The following is a 22967-nucleotide window of genomic DNA, read 5'->3' as shown; positions in this document are numbered from 1 at the left end:
AGATGCGTCCCGCCACAAAACGGGGTCAGGTTCCGTCCCCGCGCAGCGGGTTGGGCAGCAGCGCCCACTGGTCGCCGGGCGCCCCCGGCGACAGGCGCATCAACGTCAGCGCCTTCGCCGGCAGCGGCTCCTCGCACAGGGCCGCCAGGTCCGGGGTGCGCGGGAGATCCCGTACGGCCGCCTCCAGGGCCGCACCCAGAGCGGGGCCGCCGCCAGCCGTCCCGGCCAGCGCACCGGCCACCAGGGAACCGAACAGCTTGCGCCGCAGCGCCGTCACGTCGTCCGTGCGGATCCGGGCCGGCACCCCGTCCGGCAGCGCGACGCCGTGCCGGGCCAGCCGGGCCGGACTGACCCGGATGTCGGCCAGGTCGCGGTAGACGAGCCGCAGCGGGCTCCCCGACGCCGACAGCACGACCAGCAGGTTCTGCCCGTGCGCCTCCAGCGCCACGCCCAGCTCCAGCAGCCGCAGTCCCACGCCGAGCGCCAGCCGGGCGAACCGCGCCAGCCACAGCGGGGAACGAGGCAGCCCGGTCACCGCGAGGGCCGCCACCGGCACCACGTGCTCGCCCGGCGCGCCGTACACGTCCGGCGACTCGCGCAGCACCGCCGCCAGGTCGGGGGAGTGGGCGGTGGCCGCGCCCAGGCCACGGGTCAGGTGCAGCAGGCCGTCCGTGTACGGCGTCAGGCTCTGCGCGAACTCGGACAGGGCCGCCGAGGCGGCGACGGAGCCGACGGAGATGTCCCGCACCGACGACGTCAGCCGGGTGCTCAGCGCCGTCTTGACGTGCGGGCCCTCGGGCAGCGCCAGCGTGCGCAGCGACATCAGCGGACGCGCCGTCACCCCCTGGGCGCAGGACCGCTTGAGCACGTGCGCCGCCTGCCACGGATGCACCGGGATCAGCAGGCGCGTCCCGTCGCGCAGCCGCTCCGGCCAGTCGCCCGACACCAGGCACTCGGCGGCCGGCACCGGCAGCAGGCCGAGCCGTACCGCCGGCCGGTGCTCCGGCCCGTACGCCAGTTGTTCGGCCACCGAGAAACCGGGCCGGGAACGGCAGTTGGGGTGGAACGGGTGGCCGTCGACGACCCGCTGCTCCCACTCCCAGTCCCGCGCCGGCCACCGCCGCGGATCGGCCGAGGGGGCGTCGAGGGGGTCCTGCCCGGCCCGGGACAGCGCCGACGAGGCGACGCTGTGGCCGATTTCGGCGGCGAAGCCCGTACCGTGCGGCACGGACAGCGCCGTCATCAGAGATGCGGGGTCGTCGTACGCCGCCGCGTCCAGCCACACCCGCGTCACCTGATCAGCGCTCGCGTACGGATCCGGGCGCGGGCCGCGCAGCCTGCGGCCGTCGCGCAGCCGCAGCAGCAGCTCTCCCCGGCCCGGCTGCCCGCCCGCCTGCTCACGGCCGGCGATCCAGGGCAGCGGCTCGTGGGCGAGCCCGCGCCACAGCCGGGTCAGCACGGCCGCCCGCGCTCCCGGCAGCTCGGCCGCGAACCGCGGGCCGAGAGCGGGGCGCACGACGGCCAGTTCCGCGGCCAGCTCGGCCTCAGCGGTGGGGGGACGATGCACGGGTGGGCTCCTGGGGGTGCGGGTACCACGTCACGACAGGGGGTGCGACGACAGCGATACTGATCTTCTCCGCCCGGAAGAACCGTAGGGAACCAGGGAACCAGTGGATCGCGTGGACCTCATCCCCCCGCCCGCCGTGGCCGCAGCCCCCGCCGGGGCCGTGCCGCCCGCGGGGGCCGTGCCGCATGCCGCGGACGTCGCCGAGCGCGCCGACGCGCTCGCGGCCGCGCCGCTGCTCAACTGCCTGCTGCGGGAAGTCGCCGAACCGCTGCCGTCCCCGGCCCCGGAAGACGGCCGGTTCCGGTACCGGCTGCCCGGCGGCGGCCTGCTGCGGGTCCGCGGCCGGCGCCGGCCCGCCGAGCCCGAGCTGTACGAGGCCGGCTCCTGGCGCCGCCTCGGCCATGCCGAGCTGGTCGAACTGGTCGCCACGACGCTGCGCCGGCACACCGGAGCGGCCAACCCCGCACTGCCCGCGGAGATGACCGACAGCCGGGACGTGGTCGCCGCCCTGCTCACCGCTCGTGCGCAGGCCGGTCCCCCGGACGGCGGCTACCTGCGCTCCGAGCAGTCGCTCCTCACCGGCCATCCCCACCACCCTGCGCCCAAGGCGCGCGGCGGCGGCCCGGCCGCGCGCTGGCTGCCCTACGCGCCCGAGGCGCACGCCCGGTTCCCGCTGGTCCTGCTGGGGCTGCGCGAGGACGCGGTCGTCGAGGAGGGGGACGTCTCGGCGCTGGACGCCCTCGGCACGGCCCCGCGCGGCTACCGGCTGCTGCCCGCCCATCCCTGGCAGCTCGGCCTGGCCGGACCGCGGCTCGCGCCGGCCTTCGCGGACGGCCGCCTGGTCCGGCTGGGCACGACCGGCTTCGACGTCTGGCCGACGGCCGCCGTGCGCACCGTGTACGCGCCCGAGCGGGACCTGTGCCTGAAGTTCAGCCTGGACGTGCGGATCACCAACGACGTCCGCCGGCTGTGGCGCCACGACCTGCTGCGGCTGCGCCGCACCGACGCGGCGGCGGCCCGCGCCCTCGCGTCGGCGGGCGGCCCGGCGGTCTGGCTGAGCGACCGGGGCTACCGCACCGCGGCCTTCGCCTTCGAGGAGCTGGCCGTGCTCGTCCGAGACGGCTTCGACGGCCGTCTGGCGCCCGGCGCGACCCCGCTGCTCGCGGCGGGTCTCGTGGAGGGCTTCGACGGCTCTCCGCTGGACGCCGCGCCGGACCCGGCCGCCTGGTGGGAGGCCTATCTGGGGGCGGTCGTGCCGCCCGCCCTGGCGGCCTTCGCCGACCACGGCGTCGTCCTGGAGGCCCATCTGCAGAACACGCTGGTCGCGGTGGACGCGGACGGCTTGCCCGTGCAGGCGCTGTTCCGGGACGCCGAGGGCGTCAAACTGCTCCCCGACGTGACGCGGGCGGCAGGCTGGGAGCGGCTGGTGTACTGCCTGGTCGTGAACCATCTGTGGGAGGTCGCCGAAGCCCTGGCCGAGCGGAGCCCCGGCTTCGACCCGTGGCCCGCGGCGCGCCGCGAACTGGCCCGCCACGACCTCCCCGAGGTCGCGGGGCTGCTGGCCTCGCCGACCCTGCCCGGCAAGACCAACCTGCTGCTGCGGTGGACGGGCGCGGACGGCGCCGACGCCCGCTATCTGCCGCTGCCCAGCCCGCTCGCCCCGGCCTGATCGGCGGCGCGGGCGGGGTCAGGCGGCGGGGCCGCCCGCGATCCACTCGCTCCACGGCATGTTCCAGTCGCTGAGGCCGTTGTCCGCGGCCAGCGGGCTCTTGTCGGTGGAGTTCTTGACGATCACGACGTCGCCGGCCATCGAGTGGTCGAAGAACCAGGCGGCGGGCTGCCGTGCGTCGCCGCCGCCCCGGACGTCCCGGAGGCCGACGCAGCCGTGGCTGGTGTTGACCTTGCCGAAGACCGCGTCGGTTCCCCAGTAGTTGCCGTGGATGAACGTGCCCGAGTCGGTCAGCCGCATGGCGTGGGGCACGGCCTTGATGTCGTACGAGGGCTTGCCGTTCTTCTCCGTGAGGCCCACGCTCGCGCCGTTCATGTGGGTCTGGCGGAACTTCTCGGAGATCACCATCCGGCCGTTGTAGGTCGGGTGCTCGCGGCTGCCGGACGAGATCGGGACGGTACGGATCGTCCTGCCGTCGCGGACGACGGTCATCCGCTTCGTCTTGGCGTCGACGGTGCTGATCTGGCTGCGGCCCACCGTGAACGTGACGGTCTTGCTCACGCCCTGGCGGGTGAGCGTGACGGTGACGGTGGAGCCGGCCTTCCAGTAGTGCTCGGGGCGGAAGTCCAGGCGGTGGTCGTTCAGCCAGTGGCCGACCACCCGCTGACCGCTGCTGGAGACGACCTGGATCTCCGACCGCACGGCGGCCTTGTCCTGGACGGCGCCGGCGAAGTCGACCCGCACCGGCATGGCCACGCCGACGGTCGAGCCGTCCATGGGGGAGACGTGGCCGATGAAGTCGTTGGCCGGGGAGACCGTGGTCAGCGTGGCGTAGCCGGTGGCGGAACGGCCCTGGGCGTCGTCGGCCTCGGCGGCGATCTGGTACCTGGTGGCGCGGGCCAGGGGACCGTCGGGCTTCCAGGACGCGCCGTCCGCGGACACGGAGCCCGCGATCTCGGTACCGGTCGCGACGGCGGTCATGGTCACCTTGGTGAGCTTGCCGTGGCTGACGGTGACCCCGACCGGGGCGTCGGTCGGCACGCCGTGGACGCCGTCGCCGGGCGTGATCCGGATCCGGGCGTCGGAGGCCTCCTGCGAGTCCTTCGGGTCCTTGGTGGCCTTCGTGCCCTCGGCGCCCTGGGGGTCCGCAGGGGCCGTCGCCCGCGCGTGCGACGCCGGACGGTTCCCGGAACCGCCTCCGGCGGCGACGGCGGCACCCGTGCCGCCCAGGGCCGTGACCGCGAGTACGCCGCCGAGTACGCCCGCCGTAGCCGTCAGCCGGGTGTGTCGTTCACGCAGCGTCATAAAAAGCTTCTCCCGTGTCACTTTCCGTGGATCCCCGGCGCTTTTCGCAGGGGAGTGCAATCACCATGAAGAACCACTTATAGACAGGTCTATGTTCATAAATGGGCAAATTGTGGTGAAGCCCACCATGGAACGGGCGGGCTCTGCTCGGCCGCGGACACCCGTCGGCGAGGGGCCGGCCGGCCGTTCCCCTCGGCCGTCACGGCCGGTCACTATGCTCGCGTCATGATGAGGACGGTCACCGCAACGCGCTATGTCGAGCCCCTGCGCTCGGGCGGCTCCGTGCCCGCGGTCGTGGAGGCCGACGACCTCGGCACCTACGTCGTGAAGTTCACCGGCTCCGCGCAGGGCCGCAAGGCGCTGGTCGCCGAGGTGATCGTCGGCGAGCTGGCCCGCGCCCTCGGTCTCCGGTTCCCCGAGCTGGTGTTCGTGCGCTTCGATCCCGCCATCGCCGACGACGAGCCCCATCAGGAGGTGCGCGACCTGCACGGCGCGAGCGCGGGCCTCAACCTCGGCATGGACTTCCTGCCGGGGGCGAGAGACTTCACGCCTGAGGTCGCCGGGGTGTTCCCGGTGGACCCGCTGGAGGCCGGGCGGATCGTGTGGCTCGACGCCCTCACCGTCAACGTGGACCGCACGGTCCACAGCTCGAACCTGATGGTCTGGCCGACGTCCGGCACGGCGACCCCGCGTCTGTGGCTCATCGACCACGGCGCGGCGCTCGTCTTCCACCACCGCTGGGACACGACAGCGCCCGCGAAGTCCTACGACTTCCGCCACCACGCTCTCGGCTCGTACGGGCCCGACGTGCGGGCCGCCGACGCGGAGCTGGCCGGCCGGGTCACCCGCGACCTCCTGCGGGAGATCACGGCCGCCGTCCCGGACGACTGGCTGGCGGGCGAGGAAGGCTTCGCGGGCCCGGACGACGTCCGCCGGGCGTACGTGGACCACCTGCACGCGCGGGTGCGGGCCTCGGCGGCGTGGCTGCCCACCGACTTCCCCAGCCGCGACGAACTCGCCGCGGAGGAGGCCGTGCGCGCGGCGAGGACGCGGCGGGAGCGGCCGGACTGGCTCAAGCGGGTCCCCGACCTGCACGGCAAGCCGGCCGCGGAACAGGACTGGTCGGTTCATCTGGGATGACCGAGCTGTCCCCGCGGCCGGGCACGGGCGGCGTGTCCGCCGTGCGGGCGGGCGACGAGGCGGTCCGGGACCCCGGCCGGAGGGCTCAGCCCTTGAGCCGCTCGTAGGCCGGCAGGGTGAGGAAGTCCGCGTAGTCCTCGTCGAGGGCCACCGTCAGCAGCAGGTCGTGGGCCTGCTGCCAGTTGCCGGCCGCGAAGGCCTCCTCGCCGGTCTCCTCGCGGATCGCGGCCAGCTCCCGGGCGGCGACCTCACGGGCCAGCTCCGGAGTGGCCCTGACCGTCTCCCCCTCGTGCGTGAACTCGACGCCCGCGTTGATCCACTGCCAGATCTGCGAGCGGGAGATCTCGGCGGTGGCCGCGTCCTCCATGAGGTTGAAGATGGCGACCGCGCCCAGGCCGCGCAGCCAGGCTTCGATGTAACGGATGCCCACCTGCACGGCGTTGACCAGTCCCGCGTAGGTCGGGCCGGCGTCCAGGGAGTCGACGGCGATCAGGTCGGCCGCCTCGACGTGGACGTCCTCGCGCAGCCGGTCCTTCTGGTGGGGCCGGTCGCCGAGGATCTTGTCGAAGGACTCCATGGCGATCGGCACCAGGTCGGGATGGGCCACCCACGAGCCGTCGAACCCGTCGGCCGCCTCGCGGTCCTTGTCGGCGCGGACCTTCTCGAAGGCGACCCTGTTGACCTCGGCGTCGCGGCGGGACGGGATGAACGCCGCCATGCCGCCGATCGCGTGCGCGCCGCGCTTGTGGCAGGTGCGCACCAGGAGTTCGGTGTACGCGCGCATGAACGGCGCGGTCATGGTGACCGCGTTGCGGTCCGGGAGGACGAACTTCGGGCCGCCGTCACGGAAGTTCTTCACGATGGAGAACAGGTAGTCCCAGCGGCCGGCGTTCAACCCCGAGGCGTGGTCGCGCAGTTCATAGAGGATCTCCTCCATCTCGTACGCGGCCGTGATCGTCTCGATGAGGACGGTGGCGCGGACGGTGCCCTGCGGGATGCCCAGGTGGTCCTGTGCGAAGACGAACACGTCGTTCCAGAGGCGGGCCTCCAGGTGCGACTCGGTCTTCGGGAGGTAGAAGTAGGGACCCTTGCCGAGGTCGATCAGCCGCCGCGCGTTGTGGAAGAAGTACAGGCCGAAGTCGACGAAGGCGCCGGGGACCTGGACTCCGTCCGCGTCGACGAGGTGCCGTTCGTTCAGGTGCCAGCCGCGCGGCCGCACGACCACCGTGGCGAGTTCGCCCTCGTCCTTCAGGGCGTACGACCTGCCGGACGCCGGGTCGGTGAAGTCGATGGTCCGGGTGTAGGCGTCGGACAGGTTGAGCTGACCGGTGACGACGTTCTCCCAGGTCGGCGCCGAGGCGTCCTCGAAGTCGGCGAGCCAGACCCTGGCCCCGGAGTTGAGGGCGTTGATCGTCATCTTGCGGTCGGTCGGGCCGGTGATCTCGACCCGCCGGTCGTTCAGGGCCGCGGGGGCCGGGGCGACCCGCCAGGAGTCGTCCGCGCGGATCGCGGCCGTCTCCGGGAGGAAGTCGAGCGAGCAGGTGCGGGCGATCTCCGCACGCCGCTGCGCGCGCCGGGCGAGGAGCTGGTCACGGCGCGGGGTGAACCGCCGGTGCAGCTCGGCCACGAAGGCGAGCGCCGCCTCGGTGAGGACCTCCTCCTGCCGCGGCAGGGGCTCGGCGTCGACGATGGCCAGCGGGGACGGCGCTGGTGCGGACATGAGCGGTCACTTCCTTCAGCGGTGGCACCGGGTGCCGGTCGAAGCGGGTACGGCGGGCGCGGTCCCGGACGGGACCGGACCCTTCTGAACAGTGGATAGTAGTTTCCTCATCGTGGAAGTTCAATGGTTTGTTGATGTCGAGACTCTCCGGGACGAGACACCGTGGCGCTCAGTGCCAGGGTCCTCACTCGAGGTGCACGAGATCGCCGGGCGTGTCGATGTCGAACGGCCGGGCCACGTCCCCGCACTCGACGAGCGTGATCGCCTCCGCGTGCTCCTTCAGATAGGCACGGGCCCCGCGGTCGCCGGTCGCGGTCGCCGCCACGCCCGCCCAGTGGCCGGCTCCGAGCAGGACCGGATGGCCGCGCACGCCGTCGTACGCCGCCGAGACCAGCGCCGACGCGTCCCCTCCGGCGGCGAGCACCCGCGCCACCGCCTGCGGCCCGATGCCCGGCTGGTCGACGAGACAGACCAGCGCGGCCCGCGCCCCCGTCCCGGCGAGCGAGCCGAGCCCGGCCCGCAGCGACGTGCCCATGCCCGACTCCCACTCCGGGTTCGTCACGAGCACGCACCCGGGGAGCCGCGCCCGCTCGCGCACGGCGTCGGCGGCCGCGCCCAGCACCACGTGCACACGGGTGCATCCCGCCGCGCGCAGCACCCCCACCGCGTGCTCCACCAGCGGCCGCCCGCGATACGCGAGCAGCGCCTTCGGTTGCCCGCCGAGACGCCGTCCGCCGCCCGCGGCGAGCAGCAGCCCGACGACCTCGTTCCCGCCCCGCGCTTCCCTGTCCGTCATGCGTCCTGCATACCTGACGGGACGTCGGCCGCGCGCTCTCCCAGGGCTGAAATTCGGTACGCGCTGTGGCGCGCCCGCCGTCCGGTGGCGTTTACTGACCCGCGCGTCCTTCGGCGCCGGCCGCCGTCACGGGGGCGCGGGGCGGGCGGACGAGGGCGTCCACGCGCGCGTGCGCGCGAGGGGGGAGAGCTGTGTTGCGGATCTCGGGACAAAGGGCAGTGACCGGCGGCGACGAGGATCATCGGGTGGCGGGACTGCGGACCGCGGTGTCCCGGCTGCGCCGTGAACTCGCCGCGTACCGGGCCGAGTTCCCCGACCGGGTGATCGCCGAGGACGAACTCGCCGCACTCGCCGCGATGGCGGCCCACGGCGTCCCGGAGATCAGCCGCTTACGGCGCTCCCTGCTGCTGATCGCGGGCTCCGTCGGCTCGGTGAGCGCACTGGCCGGGAGCCTGGCGGACGTGCGCGCCGCCGTGGACCGGTTCGGGGAACCACGCAGGTGCTGACCCGCGGCCGGTGACCGCCGGGCGCGCCGCGCGGAGATCCGGACGCCGGGCCCCGGCAGGGCCTACGGGTTCGGCGCCCCCGACCCCTGGCTGGCCAGGGCCTGGGACAGTTCCACCGCCACCTGCTGGAGCACCGGCACGATCCGCTCCGTGACCGACTCCGTGACGCGGCCCGCCGGTCCCGAGATGGACACGGCCGCCGCGGTGGGGGAGTCCGGCACCTGGACGGCCAGGCAGCGGACGCCGATCTCCTGCTCGTTGTCGTCCACCGCGTACCCGGCCCGCCGCACGTCGGCGAGGGCGGCGAGGAAGCCGTCGGGGGTGGTGATGGTCTTCTCCGTCGCGGCGGGCATGCCGGTGCGGGCGAGCAGCGCGCGCACCTCGTGGTCCGGCAGGCCCGCGAGGAGGGCCTTGCCCACGCCGGTGGAGTGCGGCAGGACGCGCCGGCCGACCTCGGTGAACATCCGCATCGAGTGCTTGGACGGCACCTGCGCCACGTACACGATCTCGTCGCCGTCGAGCAGCGCCATGTTCGCCGTCTCGCCGGTCTCCTCGACCAGGCGCGCCAGATAGGGGCGGGCCCAGGTGCCCAGCAGCCGGGACGCGGACTCGCCGAGCCGGATCAGCCGCGGGCCCAGGGCGTAGCGCCGGTTGGCCTGCTGGCGGACGTAACCGCAGGCGACCAGGGTGCGCATCAGGCGGTGGATGGTGGGCAGCGGGAGCCCGCTGCTCGCGGACAGCTCGCTCAGGCCGACCTCGCCGCCCGCGTCCGCCATCCGCTCCAGCAGATCGAAGGCGCGCTCGAGGGACTGGACCCCTCCGCCTGCGGACTTGGCGGAGTCGGTGGTGCTGGCGCTGGACGTCGGCACGGGCGCGTTCCTTTCGAAACCGGCGGGAAGAGCTGAAGCCTACCGGGGGGTCGGTTGACTCCCCGCTGGCACGTGACTACGTTCTGCTTGTCGGAAGAGTAATTCCGCTTTACGGAAACGTCCAGAGCGCCGACGGCGGGTGCACTGTGGAGAAGTGTGCTCTTGACGGCCGGGAGGCGGGAGTGAAGACTCCTTCAACAGAACGTTGAATTCCGTCGGGCGGCAGTCGGCGGCGAGCGGCGACAGAGAGGGGTCCCGGTGTCCCGGACATTCGAGGCGGCGGAGGCGTCCGAGGCCGAGCTGGTGCTGCGCTCCGCGCGCGTCGTCACCCCCGGCGGGACGCGCCCCGCCGCGGTCGCGGTCGCCGGCGGCACGATCACCGCCGTCCTGCCCCACGACGCCCCCGTACCGCGGGGCGCCCGCGTGGAGGACTTCGGCGACGACGTCCTGCTGCCCGGCCTGGTCGACACCCACGTGCACGTCAACGACCCCGGTCGCACCCACTGGGAGGGCTTTTGGACCGCCACCCGCGCGGCGGCGGCCGGCGGGATCACCACCCTCGTCGACATGCCCCTCAACTCGCTCCCGCCCACCACCACCGTCGACCACCTGCGCGTCAAGCAGGAGGTCGCCGCCGACAAGGCGCACGTCGACGTCGGCTTCTGGGGCGGCGCGCTGCCCGGCAACGTCAAGGACCTGCGGGCCCTGCACGACGGCGGCGTCTTCGGGTTCAAGGCGTTCCTCTCCCCGTCCGGCGTGGACGAGTTCCCCCACCTCGACCAGGATGCCCTGGCCCGCTCCCTCGCCGAGATCGCCGGGTTCGGCGGCCTGCTGATCGTGCACGCCGAGGACCCGCACCACCTGGCGGCCGCGCCGCAGCGGCCCGGCCCCCGGTACGCGGACTTCCTCGCCGGCCGCCCGAGCGACGCCGAGGACACCGCGATCGCCCAGCTCATCGCCCAGGCGAGACGGCTCGACGCGCGCGTGCACATCCTCCACCTGTCCTCGGGGGACGCGCTGCCGCTGATCGCCGCCGCCAAGGCCGACGGCGTCCGCGTCACCGTGGAGACCTGCCCGCACTACCTCACCCTCGCCGCCGAGGAAGTGCCCGACGGCGCCAGCGAGTTCAAGTGCTGCCCGCCCATCCGCGAGGCCGCCAACCAGGACCGGCTCTGGCAGGCCCTCGCCGACGGCACGATCGACTGCGTGGTCACCGACCACTCCCCGTCCACGGCCGACCTGAAGACGGCCGACTTCGCGACCGCCTGGGGCGGCATCTCCAGCCTTCAGCTCAGCCTCGCGGCCGTGTGGACCGAGGCGCGCGGACGGGGCCACGGCCTGGACGACGTGGTGCGCTGGATGTCCGCCCGCACCGCCGCCCTGGCCGGTCTCTCCCGCAAGGGCGGGATCGAGGCGGGCCGCGACGCCGACTTCGCCGTCCTCGCCCCTGACGAGTCGTTCACCGTCGACCCGGCCGGCCTCCAGCACCGCAACCCGGTCACGGCGTACGCCGGCCGGACCCTGTACGGCGTCGTGAAGTCCACCTGGCTGCGCGGCGAACGCGTCTTCGCCGGCGGCGAGTTCACCGAACCGAAGGGCCGGCTCCTCACCCGCACCCCCTGACGCGCGCACCGCGACGTCCCGCACCGGTACCCGCACCGGCCGACCACCGAAAGGCAGACCTGATCACCGTGACGGCGATACAGAGCTTCACCGGCGACGCGAACCCCTACGGCGGCGGCGACCCGTACGCGGACTACCGCACCGCCGACCTCCCCTTCACGCGCCACACCGACCTCGCCGACCGGCGGCTCGGCGCCGCGGTCGTCGCCGCCAACGACGAGTTCTTCGCCCAGCGGGAGAACCTGTTGCTGCCCGGCCCCGCCGTGTTCGACCCGGAGCACTTCGGGCACAAGGGGAAGATCATGGACGGCTGGGAGACCCGCCGCAGGCGGGGCGCCGACGCCGAACACCCGTGGCCCGCCCCCGACGACCACGACTGGGCGCTCGTCCGGCTCGGCGCGCCCGGGGTGATCCGGGGCATCGTCGTCGACACGGCCCACTTCCGCGGGAACTACCCGCAGGCGGTGTCCATCGAGGGCGCCCGGCTGCCCGGCTCGCCGTCCCCGCAGGACCTCCTCGGCGACGACGTGAAGTGGACGACGCTCGTCCCGCGCACACCCGTCGGCGGTCACGCGGCCAACGGGTTCCCGGTGACGGTGGAGCAGTGCTTCACGCACCTGAGGATCAACCAGCACCCCGACGGCGGCATCGCCCGGCTGCGGGTGCACGGCGAGATCGTCCCCGACCCCGCGTGGCTGGCCGTCCTCGGCACGTTCGACGTCGTCGCCCTGGAGAACGGGGGCCGCGCGGAGGACGCGTCGAACCTCTTCTACTCCCCGGCCTCGAACACCGTCCAGCCCGGCCGCTCCCACAAGATGGACGACGGCTGGGAGACCCGCCGCCGCCGCGACCAGGGCAACGACTGGATCCGCTACCGCCTGACGGCCCAGGCGAGCATCCGCGCGATCGAGATCGACACGGCGTACCTCAAGGGCAACAGCGCCGGCTGGGCCTCGGTGTCGGTCAGGGACGGCGAGGACGCCGAGTGGACGCCGGTCCTCCCACGCACCCGGCTCCAGCCCGACACCAACCACCGCTTCGTCCTGCCGGCCCCCGCCGTCGGCACCCACGCGCGCCTGGACATCTACCCCGACGGCGGCATCTCCCGGCTGCGCCTGTTCGGCTCCCTCACCGAGGCGGGCACGGCGGCCCTGACCGCCCGCCACCAGGAACTGAGCGGCTGAACCGGCCCCGCCCGTGCCGTGCCCGGCCGGACGGTCGCGCGGCGGGCCCTCCCGGTGTCACGCCGTGAAGCCGCCGTCCACGGCGAACTCGGCCCCGGTGACGTAGGCGGCGGACGCGAGGTGCGCGATCGTCGCCGCGACCTCCTCGGCCGTGCCGAAGCGGCCCAGCGCCGTCGACGACGCCTGACCGGCGGCGAGGGGCCCGGCCGCCGGGTTCATGTCCGTGTCGATCGGACCGGGATGGACCAGGTTCGCGGTGATGCCGCGCGGTCCCAGCTCCCTGGCGAGGGCCCTGTTCAACCCGATCAGGGCCGCCTTGCTCATCGCGTACAGGGTGCCGCCGGGGCCCGGCACCCGCCGGGTCATACAGGTGCCCACGGTGATGATCCGGCCGCCCCCGCCCATCCGCCGGGCGGCCGCCTGCGAGGCCAGGAACACCCCGCGCACGTTCACCGCGAGCACCCTGTCGACGTCGGCCGGGGACAGCTCCTCCAGTGGGCCGAGGACGCCGATGCCCGCGTTGTTCACCAGCACGTCGAGGCCGCCGAGCGCCTGCGCCGCGCGCTCCACGGCCCCGGCCGCCTCGGCGGGGTCCGCGGCGTCCGCGCGCAGCGCCCGCGCCCGCCGCCCCAGGGCCCGCACGGCCCGTACGACCTCCTCGGCCGCCTCCGCGCCGTTCACGTACGTCACCGCCACGTCCGCGCCCTCCCGGGCGAGCCGCAGCGCCGTCGCCGCTCCGATGCCGCGGCTGCCGCCGGTCACCAGGGCGGCCCTGCCGTGCAGCGCGCCGTGGACCGGCGCGGAGGGGGTGGTGGTCGTCCAGGATTCGTGGTTCGTCATGGGCCCATCCCAGCTTCCGCGGACCCGCGGCACCGGCGGCGAACGGACGTCGAGTTCCGCCGGTGCGGAACTCTTTCCTCCGCTTCCGGCGTTCTTCCTGTGTGAGCCTTCAGCAAGAGATCGTCGGCAACGCCATGCAGATGGCGGTCGTCAGCCTCCAGCCCGGCCAGACCGTGTACTGCGAGGCCGGGAAGTTCCTGTTCAAGACGGTCGACGTGACCATGGAGACCCGCCTGGGCGGCCCGTCGGGCGGGGGCGGCCGGCCACCGCAGGGCGGCGCCGGGAGCGGGGGCATGGGCGGCATGCTGCGTCAGGCGATGGGCACCGCCATGCAGGCCGGTCAGCGCGCCCTGGCCGGCGAGTCCCTGGCCTTCCAGTACTTCACCGCCCGGGGCGGCGAGGGCACGGTCGGCTTCGCGGGCGTGCTGCCCGGCGAGATGCGCGCACTGGAGCTGGACGGCACGCGCGCGTGGTTCGCCGAGAAGGACGCCTTCGTGGCCGCCGAGTCCACCGTCGACTTCGGCATCGCCTTCCAGGGCGGCCGCACCGGCAGGAAGGGCGGCGAGGGCTTCGTCCTGGAGAAGTTCACCGGCCGCGGCACGGTGATCATCGCCGGCGCCGGGAACTTCATCGACCTGGACCCGTCCGACTTCGGCGGCCGCATCGAGGTCGACACCGGCTGCGTGGTCGCCTTCGAGGAGGGCATCCGGTACGGCGTCCAGCGGGTCGGCGGTCTCGACCGGCAGGGGATCATGAACGCGGTGTTCGGCGGGGAGGGCCTGTCGCTGGCCACCCTGGAGGGCAGCGGCCGCGTCATCCTCCAGTCCCTCACCATCGAGAGCCTCGCCAACGCGCTGAGGAAGGCCCAGGGCGGCGACAAGCAGGGCCCGACGGGCGGCCTGTTCTCCACCGACGCGGGCTGAACGGCGGCCCCGCCCACGCACGGGCTCGCGCAGCCCCGTGCCCCGACGGCCGCCCCCTCCCCGCTCCCCGCGGCTCCTACGCGCTCTCGGACCCGGCCCGCCCGTGCGGCACGTCCCTGACGAACACGATCCCGTCGTACGTCCCGAGCCGGGCGGGGTCGAGCGGCGCGTAACCGAACCAGGGCGAGACGCGGGCGACGGGCGGCGGCCCGCCGAGCGAGGCGGCGAACCCGGCCGCGTCGACCAGACAGCGCTCCCGGCCCAGCGCGTACAGGCGCCCTTCGACGGTGTCCGGGGGCGGCGCGCCCACTCCCCGGCGCCGGAGGGTGCCCACAGCGGTCGCCAGGACGGCGTACTCCCCGCCGAGCCGCGCGCCGACCAGCGCGCCCGCGCTCCACCACTCCACCGGCCCCTGCCACATCCGCATCGAGCTCTTCTCCCGCTGGAGATGGGCGTGGTGGGCGTGGACGAGGACCGGGCCCCGGGCGGCGAGCGCGAGGAGGCCGTCGGCCATCATGGCGTCACGCAGTGCGCACAACCGCGCCATCCGGGCGGGTGAGGCGTCGGCCATCGCGTGGTGGTAGCGGAGCAGGCCGGTCGCGGTGCGCGCGTACAGGCGCGCCCGCTCCCAGGCGTCCCGCGAGGTCGCCGCGATCAGGTGCGGCGACTGCGCGTCGAGCACGCTCGTCAGATCGTCGGCGAGCAGCCGCAGCCGGCCCGCCTCGGCCGACCGCCCCGTCGAGCGGGACGGATCCGTCATCGCGGCCGGTTCGGTCCACCGGTCGTCGGCGCCCAGCAGGACGTCAAGCTCGTCCGCCGCGCAGGGCAGCAGGTCCGCGTCCACCCACGCCGCGAGATACGCGTGCAGGGCGGTCAGGGCCTCGCGGGGGCTCGCGGCGTGGGTGATCTCCAGCGGCCCGTCGAACCCGGCGAAGCGCACCCGGTCGGACGCGGGCCGCCCGGCGTTGAACCCGCGCATCCAGCGCACCAGCTCGCGGTTGGCCGCGGAAGCGCCCAGCCCCAGGTCGGGGTGGCTGAAGCCGCGTTCCATGACCTCGTCCAGCGAACCCGTGCCCGAGGCGACCCAGTCGTCCACGACCAGGCCTTTCAGGCAGTCGCTCTCGATCGCGATCGTCCGGTAGCCCTCCTCTTCGACGAGTCCGCGGAAGACGTCGTTGCGCACGCCGAGCAGCGTCTCCTCGCCGTGGGTCGGCTCGCCCAGCGCGAGCACCCGCGGCCGAGCCGGAAGCAGCTCCATGACGCCGGCGGCCGCCACGGGCCGCGCCAGAGCTTCGACGGCAGTGGGGCCGGTGGGGTCGGCGGGGTCGGCGGAGTGAGTGGAGCCGAGGGGACCGGCCGAGGCGGCCGAGGCGGCCGGGCCGTGCGGGGCGGGCGGATCGGTCGGAGCGGTGAAACCGGAGGAATCGTGGGCCATGCCGAAAACGCTATCGTTGAAGTTCCGGTGGAAACTTTCGCACGATTTCGGCAGGACGATGGGGTCAAAGCTTCAAAAAGGGCAGCGGCTTCGGCCGGTCGACCTGGCCCGCCCGCACGGCCTGTCGACGCAGGCCGTCAGGAACTACGAAGAGGCGGGCATCCTCCCGGCCGCAGAGCGCACCCCGCACGGCTACCGCACGTACACCTCGCTGCACGCGGCGGCGCTGCGCGCCTTCCTGGCGCTGGTCCCCGGCCACGGCCGTGCTGCGGCGGCGGCGATCATGCGGGCGATCGGCGAGGGCGCCGTGGACGAGGCGTTGCGGCTCGTCGACGAGAGCCATGTCCGCCTCCGCGACGACCGGCGGACCCTGGAAGCGGTGGAGCGGGCCCTGCGCGCTCCGGAGCGGCGGCCCGCACCCGAGGCCGACGGGCGCCGCGATCAGGCGGCCGGGTTCATCGGGCGACTGGCGGCGGAGCTGGGCGTCAGGCCCGCGACGCTGCGCGCCTGGGAACGGGCCGGCCTGGTGCGCCCGCGCCGCGACCCGCGCACCGGCTACCGGGTCTACGAGGAGGCCGACGCGCGGGAGGCCCGGCTGGCCCACCAGCTCCGTCGGGGCGGATACCTGCTGGAGCAGATCGCCCCGCTGATCGCCCGCGTACGGGAGGCCGACGGCACGGAGCCGCTGGAGGCCGCCCTCTTCGACTGGCGGACCCGGGTGTCCGCGCGGGGCCGGGCGATGCTTTCCGGATCGGCCGAACTGGAGGCGTACCTCCGCGAGCGCGGGTGACCCATCGGGCCGGAAGCAGGCCGTCGGCGCGACTTCGGTCGGTGCTTGCGTCGCTTAGGTAGGCGATCGCGTCCACGGGGAGGTGACGCCCTCGCGCGCTGCGTAGATTTGTCGGCCATGAGGGCAGACGACGAGGCGGCGCGGGCGGCACCGGGGTTCACGGGACGCCGGTGGCTGCTGCCGTCCGCCCTGGTCGCCGGACTGGACCGGGACGCCGGGCATCCCGGGCGGCCGCACCGGCGCACCGCACGGGACTGGGCGGTGGACACCTGCTGCTTCCTGCTGGCGGTGGCCGTCGGGCTGGTGGTGGCGGACTCGTTCCCTGACGAGCGCGACCTCCCGGGCGCGTTCGCCGCGGTGGACGAGGGTCTGGGCCTGCTCGCCTGCGCGGCCGTGTGGCTGCGCCGCCGGTGGCCGTTCGCCCTGGCGGCCACGCTGGTCCCGCTCGGCTTCCTGTCGACGACGTCGGCCGGCGCGTGCACGGTCGCGCTCTTCACTCTCGCCGTGCACCGGCCGTTCCGGTACATCGCCTGGGTCGGCGGCGCCGAGATCGCCCTGATCCCGCTCCTCGCGTGGGCGCGCCCCGACCCCACCCTCGCCTACGGGCCGGCGGTGGCGTGGACCGTGCTGTTCACCGTCACCGCCATCGGCTGGGGCATGTTCGTCCGCTCCAAGCGGCAGTTGATGCTCAGCCTGCGCGACCGGGCCCGGCGCGCCGAGACGGAGGCGCGGCTGCGTGCGGAGCAGGCCCAGCGGCTGGCCCGCGAGGCCATCGCCCGGGAGATGCACGACGTGCTCGCCCACCGGCTGACCCTGCTCAGCGTGCACGCCGGCGCACTGGAGTTCCGTCCCGACGCGCCCCGAGAGGAGATCGCGCGAGCGGCCGGCGTGATCCGGGAGAGCGCCCACGAGGCGCTCCAGGACCTGCGGGAGATCATCGGCGTCCTGCGGGCCGGCGAACCCGACGACACGGGGCGTCCGCAGCCGACGCTCGCCGCCCTCGACGCGCTGGTCGCCGAGTCCCGCGAGGCCGGCATGAAGGTCACCCTCGACCTGCGGGTCGCCGACGCGGGGGCCGTCCCCGCCTCCGTCGGCCGCACGGCCTACCGCATCGCCCAGGAGGGGCTCACCAACGCCCGCAAGCACGCCCCCGGTGCGGAGGCGGCCGTCGGCGTCGAGGGCGGGCCCGGCGCAGGCCTCGTGGTGACCGTGCGCAACCCGGCTCCCGAGGGCGACGTGCCGCCCGTCCCGGGCTCCGGCCAGGGGCTGATCGGCCTGACCGAGCGGGCGACCCTGGCCGGCGGGCACCTGGAGCACGGCCCGTCCCCGGACGGGGGGTTCGAAGTCCGCGCCTGGCTGCCCTGGGCCTGAACTCACCGGAAAGGAAAGGAACTTGCGGCCGGCGGGCGCGACGGGAGCGGCTCGTCCCCGGGACGGCGACCCGCGGGCCGCAACCGTGATTACGTGACCCCATGACTGCGATCAGACTGCTCCTCGTCGACGACGATCCCCTGGTGCGGGCCGGTCTGGCCCTCATGATGGGAGGCGCCGACGACATCGAGATCGTCGGCGAGGCCGCCGACGGCCGCGAGGCGGAGGAGCTCGTGGAGCGCACCCGCCCCGACGTCGTCCTGATGGACCTCCGGATGCCCGCCGTGGACGGCATCACCGCCACGGAACGACTGCGGGCCCGCGCGGACGCCCCGCAGGTCGTGGTGCTCACCACCTTCCACGCCGACGAACAGGTGCTGCGGGCGCTGCGCGCGGGCGCGGCCGGATTCGTCCTCAAGGACACCCCGCCCGCCGAGATCGTCGACGCGGTCCGCCGGGTGGCCGCCGGCGATCCGGTCCTTTCGCCCACGGTCACCCGGCAGCTGATGGCGCACGCGGCCGGCTCGACCGCCCACACGCGGCGCGCCCACGCGCGCGTGCGGCTCGCGGCCCTGGGCGAGCGCGAACGCGAGGTGGCCGTCGCGGTCGGCCGGGGCCTGTCCAACGCGGACATCGCCGCCGAGCTGTTCATGAGCGTCGCCACCGTCAAGGCGCACGTCTCCAGGGCGCTGGCCAAGCTCGGCCTCGACAACCGGGTGCAGATCGCGCTGCTGGCCTACGACGCCGGTCTCCTCGACGAGGGGGCGGACGACGCCGGGGGCGGGTGACGCGGGCCCGGCGGACACCGGCCGCACACGCCGCCCCCGGGGTGAGACCCGCACCGCACGGGGCCGCGCATCCGGCCGGGCAGGTCCGGCGAGCGGCCCACCGTGCGACCGCGCGACGCCGGGCCCGACGAGCATCGCCGCCACGCCCTCGCGCTCACCCCGCCGTCGACGTCGCCGCCGGAACCTCCGCGAGGGCGACGGCCCTGCGCTCGTGCCGGGACACCTCGCACGCCTCCGCGATCCGCAGGGCCTGAAGGGCCTCGCGACCGTCGCACGGATTGGGGCGCGAACCCCTGACCACCTCCACGAAGGCGTTCAGCTCCGCCTCGTACGCGGGCCCGAAGCGTTCCAGGAAACCGGACCACGGCTTGTCCGCGGCCGGCGGGCCGGTGGGCTCGGTGGACGCGATCGGCGTGCGGTCGTCCAGACCCACGACGATCTGGTCCAGCTCGCCGGCCAGTTCCATCCGGACGTCGTAGCCCGCGCCGTTCAGCCGTGTCGCCGTAGCCGTGGCGAGCGCGCCGTCGTCGAGGGTGAGCAGCACCGCCGCCGTGTCGACGTCGCCCGCCTCGCGGAACATCGCGGGCCCGGCGTCGGACCCGGCGGCGTAGACGTCGGCCACCTCCCGCCCGGTCACCCAGCGCAGACAGTCGAAGTCGTGGATCAGCGCGTCCCGGTAGATCCCGCCGGACACCGGCAGCCAGGCCGCCGGCGGCGCCGACTCGTCGGACGTCAGCGCCCGGATCGTGTGCAGCCGGCCCAGCCGGCCCGAGCGCACCGCCTCCCGGGCGCCCGTGTACCCGGCGTCGAAGCGGCGCTGGAAGCCCATCTGAAGGATCGTTCCGGCGGTCTCGACCTCGGCGATCGCCTGCAAGGTCCCCGCCAGGTCGAGGGCGATGGGCTTCTCGCAGAACACCGGCAGGCCCGAGCGTGCTGCCCGACCGATCAGTTCGGCGTGGGCCGAGGTCGCCGTCGTGATCACCACGGCGTCCACGCCCCACCGGAAGATCTCGTCGACCCCGGGCGCGGCCGTCTCGCCCAGGCGCAGCGCCAGCTCCTGCGCCCGCGCGTGGTTCGCGTCCGTCAGGATGAGGGATCCGACCTCGCGGTGACGGCTGAGTGTGTTCGCATGAATGGTGCCGATGCGGCCCGTCCCGATGACCCCGATGCGCATGAGACCAAAGTGGCGGCACCGGCCGCACCTGTCAATGCGTATGTCCGGACAACCGAACTACACGACTTCCCGTCAACCGGTACCGGAGCTACGCTCGGGCCGTGCCGAAACCAGAAGTGGACCCGACCGTGCAGCTGGAACTACGTGTGGACCGAACCTCTCCGGTGCCGTTGTACTTCCAGCTGGCGCAGCAGCTGGAGGCCGCGATCGAGCACGGATCGCTCACCCCCGGCAGCCTCCTGGGCAACGAGATCGAGCTGGCGGCACGGCTCGGCCTGTCCCGGCCGACCGTCCGCCAGGCGATCCAGTCGCTGGTCGACAAGGGCCTGCTGGTGCGCCGCCGGGGAGTCGGCACGCAGGTGGTGCACAGCCAGGTCAAGCGCCCCCTGGAACTGAGCAGCCTCTACGACGATCTGGAGGCGGCCGGCCAGCGGCCCGCGACGACGGTCCTGGTCAACACCGTGGTCCAGGCGTCCGCCGAGGTCGCGGCCGCGCTCGCGGTCGCCGAGGGCAGCGACGTCCACCGGGTGGAGCGGCTGCGGCTGGCGCACGGCGAGCCGATGGCCTACCTGTGCAACCACCTGCCGTCCGGCCTGCTCGACCTGGACACCGACCAGTTGCAGGCCACCGGGCTGTACCGCCTGATGCGGACCGCGGGCATCACCCTGCACAGCGCCCGCCAGTCGATCGGCGCGCGCGCCGCCACCCCCGCCGAGGCCGAACGGCTCGCCGAGGCCGAGGGCGCACCGCTGCTGACCATGCAGCGCACGACCTTCGACGACACGGGCCGCGCGGTCGAGTTCGGCGACCACATCTACCGGCCGACCCGCTACTCCTTCGAGTTCCAGCTGCTCGTGCGCCCCTGAGGCCGCCCGGACTCCGTCCCCGCCGACGGCTGCGGCGGTCACCTTGTCCTGACAAATCAGACGACCCTCGGCCGGCCGCGGGCGGTCCGGCCGGACGACGTCCGCCGGGCCGCAGGCCTGCCGACGACCACACCCGCCGGGCCGCCCGTGACGATCGCCGCGCTGCCGGGGGCCCGCCGGCGACGTCTCTCGGGCCGGGGCGACGCCGGCGAGCGGCACGGCGTCGCCCCGGCGCGTGAAGGGCTCCGTCCGAAAGCGCAGGCGGGCGCGGTGGGAGCCGGAACGGACCGCACGGGCGACGTGTGCGGCGCCGGCGTGGGCTTCGTCGCGTGCGCGTCGCCCCGCTCGGCACCCGGCACGGCGGTGAGGCAGAATCGGCGGCGATGAGCACCTACGGCAACTTCAGCGCCCCCATCGGCTCCCGCCGCGCCCCCGCACTTCGCACGGTGGGTACGAGGGAGCGCCGCTCGCACCTCACCGCGCCCCGCGTGCCGACCGTCGGCATCGACATCGGCGGCACCAAGGTGATGGCGGGGGTCGTCGACGCCGACGGCAACATCCTGGAGAAGCTCCGCACGGAGACCCCGGACAAGTCCAAGAGCCCGAAGGTCGTCGAGGACACGATCGCCGAACTCGTCCTGGACCTGTCCGACCGGCACGACGTGCACGCCGTCGGCATCGGCGCGGCCGGCTGGGTCGACGCCGACCGCAACCGCGTCCTGTTCGCCCCCCACCTGTCCTGGCGCAACGAGCCGCTGCGCGACCGGCTCTCCGGCCGCCTGTCGGTGCCCGTCCTGGTCGACAACGACGCCAACACCGCGGCCTGGGCGGAATGGCGCTTCGGCGCGGGCCGCGGCGAGGACCACCTCGTCATGATCACGCTCGGCACCGGCATCGGGGGCGCCATCCTGGAGGACGGCCAGGTCAAGCGCGGAAAGTACGGCGTCGCCGGCGAGTTCGGCCATATGCAGGTCGTCCCCGGCGGCCACCGCTGCCCGTGCGGCAACCGCGGCTGCTGGGAGCAGTACAGCTCCGGCAACGCGCTGGTCAGGGAGGCGCGCGAGCTGGCCGCGGCCGACTCCCCGGTGGCCTACGGGATCATCGAGCACGTCAAGGGCAACATCGGCGACATCACCGGCCCGATGATCACCGAGCTGGCCCGCGAGGGCGACGCCATGTGCATCGAGCTGCTCCAGGACATCGGTCAGTGGCTCGGCGTCGGCATCGCCAACCTGGCCGCCGCGCTCGACCCGTCCTGCTTCGTGATCGGCGGCGGCGTATCGGCCGCCGACGACTTGCTGATCAGCCCCGCGCGCGACGCCTTCAAGCGCCAGCTCACCGGCCGCGGCTACCGTCCCGAGGCGCGGATCGTGCGCGCCCAGCTCGGCCCCGAGGCCGGCATGGTCGGGGCCGCCGACCTGGCCCGTCTGGTCGCCCGCCGCTTCCGGCGGGCCAAGCGGCGGCGCGTGGAGCGCTTCGAGCGCTTCGAACGGTTCACCGAGGCGGCCCGCCGCACCCAGGACACGGCCTGACGGCCCTGTCGTCCCGCCCCGGCGACGGCCTGACCGGCCGCACCGCCCCGTACCACCTCGGACCTCGCATGACACCCTCGCTGCCCCACCAGGGCGCGTCCCCGGCCGAGCCCTCCCGCCCTCCGGAGGACCGCCGTCACGTGATCCGCCGCAGAGCGATCACCCTGCTGATCATCGTGCTGCTCATCGGCGTGCCCGCCGGCTATCTGGTGATCTCCGCCAACCAGAGCCGTGACAGCGGCAAGGACAAGGAGGAGAAGTACTCGGCGACCGGCCTGACCGAGGGCTGGCCCTCGAAGATCCAGCGCCGGCTGTACCAGGTGCCGATCCCGCATCCGTCGAACCAGGTCGCCTACTACGAGACGAACAACTGGAAGACCAGCCGCCTCTACGTCCAGTTCCAGACGACCCACGTGGGCCTCGACGAGTTCCTCGCGAACATCGGCGTCAGCCGCGCGGACCTGAAGAAGGGCGACATCGCCATCAGCGCCCGCGACCAGGAGATCACCGGCTGGAAGTTCTCCGGCCCCGGCTCCCGCCCCGGCGACTTCTTCGGCCTCGTCCGCGGCCGGAAGAACCCCGACCCGACGCTGGACGTGGTGGTGAACACGGGCAACGCGACGTACCCCTTCGTCTACGTGGTCTCACGCACCGTCCCGTGACAGACGTCCCGTCACACACATTCCGTGACGCGACGTTCGGCCCGGCGTGAGCGGCCCGCGGACGTGCGGGCCCGTCCGCCCGTGCGCCCTCCTGCCTCACCTACGCGGCCGCGATGGGGACCGCGCGGGCGCCCGGGAGAACCGCGCAGGCGTCCGGAGCGGGGACCGCCGGCTGCCGGGGCCGATTGTCAGAGGCCGCCCGTAGAG

20 protein-coding genes are annotated in these 22967 nt (G+C 74.2%); 12 read left to right on the top strand and 8 right to left on the bottom strand.

Annotated features, from left to right (window positions below; genetic code table 11):
- Window positions 1-25 precede the first annotated feature (25 nt).
- On the bottom strand, window positions 26-1567 hold the full coding sequence (locus tag ACGFSH_RS20885; protein WP_393350660.1) for an IucA/IucC family protein: 1542 nt from the start codon (window positions 1565-1567) through the stop codon (window positions 26-28).
- 103 nt (window positions 1568-1670) lie between these two features.
- Between ACGFSH_RS20885 and ACGFSH_RS20880 the strand changes: the two genes are divergently transcribed.
- Window positions 1671-3236: an IucA/IucC family protein gene (locus ACGFSH_RS20880; protein ID WP_393350658.1), complete on the top strand. Its 1566-nt coding sequence runs from the start codon at window positions 1671-1673 to the stop codon at window positions 3234-3236.
- A gap of 18 nt (window positions 3237-3254) precedes the next feature.
- Here the strand turns inward: ACGFSH_RS20880 and ACGFSH_RS20875 are convergent, their stop codons facing one another.
- On the bottom strand, window positions 3255-4541 hold the full coding sequence (locus tag ACGFSH_RS20875) for an Ig-like domain-containing protein (protein WP_393350655.1): 1287 nt from the start codon (window positions 4539-4541) through the stop codon (window positions 3255-3257).
- 225 nt (window positions 4542-4766) lie between these two features.
- Between ACGFSH_RS20875 and ACGFSH_RS20870 the strand changes: the two genes are divergently transcribed.
- Complete coding sequence (locus ACGFSH_RS20870; RefSeq protein WP_393350653.1) at window positions 4767-5681, top strand: HipA family kinase; 915 nt, start codon at window positions 4767-4769, stop codon at window positions 5679-5681.
- 85 nt (window positions 5682-5766) lie between these two features.
- Here the strand turns inward: ACGFSH_RS20870 and aceB are convergent, their stop codons facing one another.
- A complete protein-coding gene (gene aceB, locus ACGFSH_RS20865; RefSeq protein WP_393350651.1) occupies window positions 5767-7401 on the bottom strand; it encodes a malate synthase A in 1635 nt (544 codons plus the stop codon).
- Window positions 7402-7585: 184 nt separating this feature from the next.
- Complete coding sequence (locus ACGFSH_RS20860; RefSeq protein WP_393350650.1) at window positions 7586-8197, bottom strand: NTP transferase domain-containing protein; 612 nt, start codon at window positions 8195-8197, stop codon at window positions 7586-7588.
- 191 nt (window positions 8198-8388) lie between these two features.
- Between ACGFSH_RS20860 and ACGFSH_RS20855 the strand changes: the two genes are divergently transcribed.
- Window positions 8389-8703, top strand: coding sequence for a DUF5955 family protein (locus ACGFSH_RS20855; protein WP_393350648.1), 315 nt, complete (start codon window positions 8389-8391; stop codon window positions 8701-8703).
- A gap of 62 nt (window positions 8704-8765) precedes the next feature.
- On the opposite strand, the gene ACGFSH_RS20850 is transcribed toward ACGFSH_RS20855, so the two are convergent.
- Window positions 8766-9572, bottom strand: a complete 807-nt coding sequence (locus tag ACGFSH_RS20850) for an IclR family transcriptional regulator (RefSeq protein WP_393350646.1) — start codon at window positions 9570-9572, stop codon at window positions 8766-8768.
- 258 nt (window positions 9573-9830) lie between these two features.
- On the opposite strand from ACGFSH_RS20850, the gene allB reads away from it, so the two are divergent.
- On the top strand, window positions 9831-11195 hold the full coding sequence (allB, locus tag ACGFSH_RS20845; protein ID WP_393350644.1) for an allantoinase AllB: 1365 nt from the start codon (window positions 9831-9833) through the stop codon (window positions 11193-11195).
- Between the two features lie 68 nt (window positions 11196-11263).
- Window positions 11264-12379, top strand: coding sequence for an allantoicase (alc, locus tag ACGFSH_RS20840; protein WP_393350642.1), 1116 nt, complete (start codon window positions 11264-11266; stop codon window positions 12377-12379).
- A 57-nt stretch (window positions 12380-12436) separates the two neighbouring features.
- On the opposite strand, the gene ACGFSH_RS20835 is transcribed toward alc, so the two are convergent.
- On the bottom strand, window positions 12437-13219 hold the full coding sequence (locus ACGFSH_RS20835; RefSeq protein WP_393350640.1) for an SDR family oxidoreductase: 783 nt from the start codon (window positions 13217-13219) through the stop codon (window positions 12437-12439).
- A gap of 101 nt (window positions 13220-13320) precedes the next feature.
- On the opposite strand from ACGFSH_RS20835, the gene ACGFSH_RS20830 reads away from it, so the two are divergent.
- Window positions 13321-14142, top strand: coding sequence for an AIM24 family protein (locus tag ACGFSH_RS20830; RefSeq protein WP_393350639.1), 822 nt, complete (start codon window positions 13321-13323; stop codon window positions 14140-14142).
- 76 nt (window positions 14143-14218) lie between these two features.
- On the opposite strand, the gene ACGFSH_RS20825 is transcribed toward ACGFSH_RS20830, so the two are convergent.
- Window positions 14219-15400, bottom strand: coding sequence for an erythromycin esterase family protein (locus tag ACGFSH_RS20825; protein ID WP_393350892.1), 1182 nt, complete (start codon window positions 15398-15400; stop codon window positions 14219-14221).
- Between the two features lie 235 nt (window positions 15401-15635).
- Between ACGFSH_RS20825 and ACGFSH_RS20820 the strand changes: the two genes are divergently transcribed.
- The 3 genes from ACGFSH_RS20820 (at window position 15636) to ACGFSH_RS20810 (ending at window position 18526) form a co-directional block, all read left to right on the top strand.
- Window positions 15636-16367, top strand: coding sequence for a MerR family transcriptional regulator (locus ACGFSH_RS20820; RefSeq protein ID WP_393350637.1), 732 nt, complete (start codon window positions 15636-15638; stop codon window positions 16365-16367).
- A gap of 117 nt (window positions 16368-16484) precedes the next feature.
- Window positions 16485-17738, top strand: a complete 1254-nt coding sequence (locus ACGFSH_RS20815; protein ID WP_393350636.1) for a sensor histidine kinase — start codon at window positions 16485-16487, stop codon at window positions 17736-17738.
- Between the two features lie 101 nt (window positions 17739-17839).
- Window positions 17840-18526, top strand: a complete 687-nt coding sequence (locus ACGFSH_RS20810; protein WP_393350633.1) for a response regulator — start codon at window positions 17840-17842, stop codon at window positions 18524-18526.
- Between the two features lie 154 nt (window positions 18527-18680).
- Here ACGFSH_RS20810 and ACGFSH_RS20805 read toward each other — a convergent pair whose 3' ends face one another.
- Window positions 18681-19700: a Gfo/Idh/MocA family oxidoreductase gene (locus ACGFSH_RS20805; protein WP_393350630.1), complete on the bottom strand. Its 1020-nt coding sequence runs from the start codon at window positions 19698-19700 to the stop codon at window positions 18681-18683.
- 128 nt (window positions 19701-19828) lie between these two features.
- Between ACGFSH_RS20805 and ACGFSH_RS20800 the strand changes: the two genes are divergently transcribed.
- The 3 genes from ACGFSH_RS20800 (at window position 19829) to ACGFSH_RS20790 (ending at window position 22760) form a co-directional block, all read left to right on the top strand.
- A complete protein-coding gene (locus ACGFSH_RS20800) occupies window positions 19829-20566 on the top strand; it encodes a GntR family transcriptional regulator (protein WP_393350890.1) in 738 nt (245 codons plus the stop codon).
- Window positions 20567-20949: 383 nt separating this feature from the next.
- Window positions 20950-22098 (top strand): ROK family glucokinase, encoded by a 1149-nt coding sequence (locus ACGFSH_RS20795; RefSeq protein WP_190147474.1) that lies wholly within the window; start codon window positions 20950-20952, stop codon window positions 22096-22098.
- Between the two features lie 68 nt (window positions 22099-22166).
- A complete protein-coding gene (locus ACGFSH_RS20790; protein ID WP_393350627.1) occupies window positions 22167-22760 on the top strand; it encodes a sugar kinase in 594 nt (197 codons plus the stop codon).
- The last annotated feature ends 207 nt before the right edge of the window (window positions 22761-22967 follow it).

Source organism: Streptomyces sp. NPDC048481 (genome assembly GCF_043200075.1).
Classification (GTDB): Bacteria; Actinomycetota; Actinomycetes; order Streptomycetales; family Streptomycetaceae; genus Streptomyces.
The sequence above is the reverse complement of the archived record's forward strand: the minus strand, read 5'-3'. Positions and strand labels throughout refer to the sequence as shown.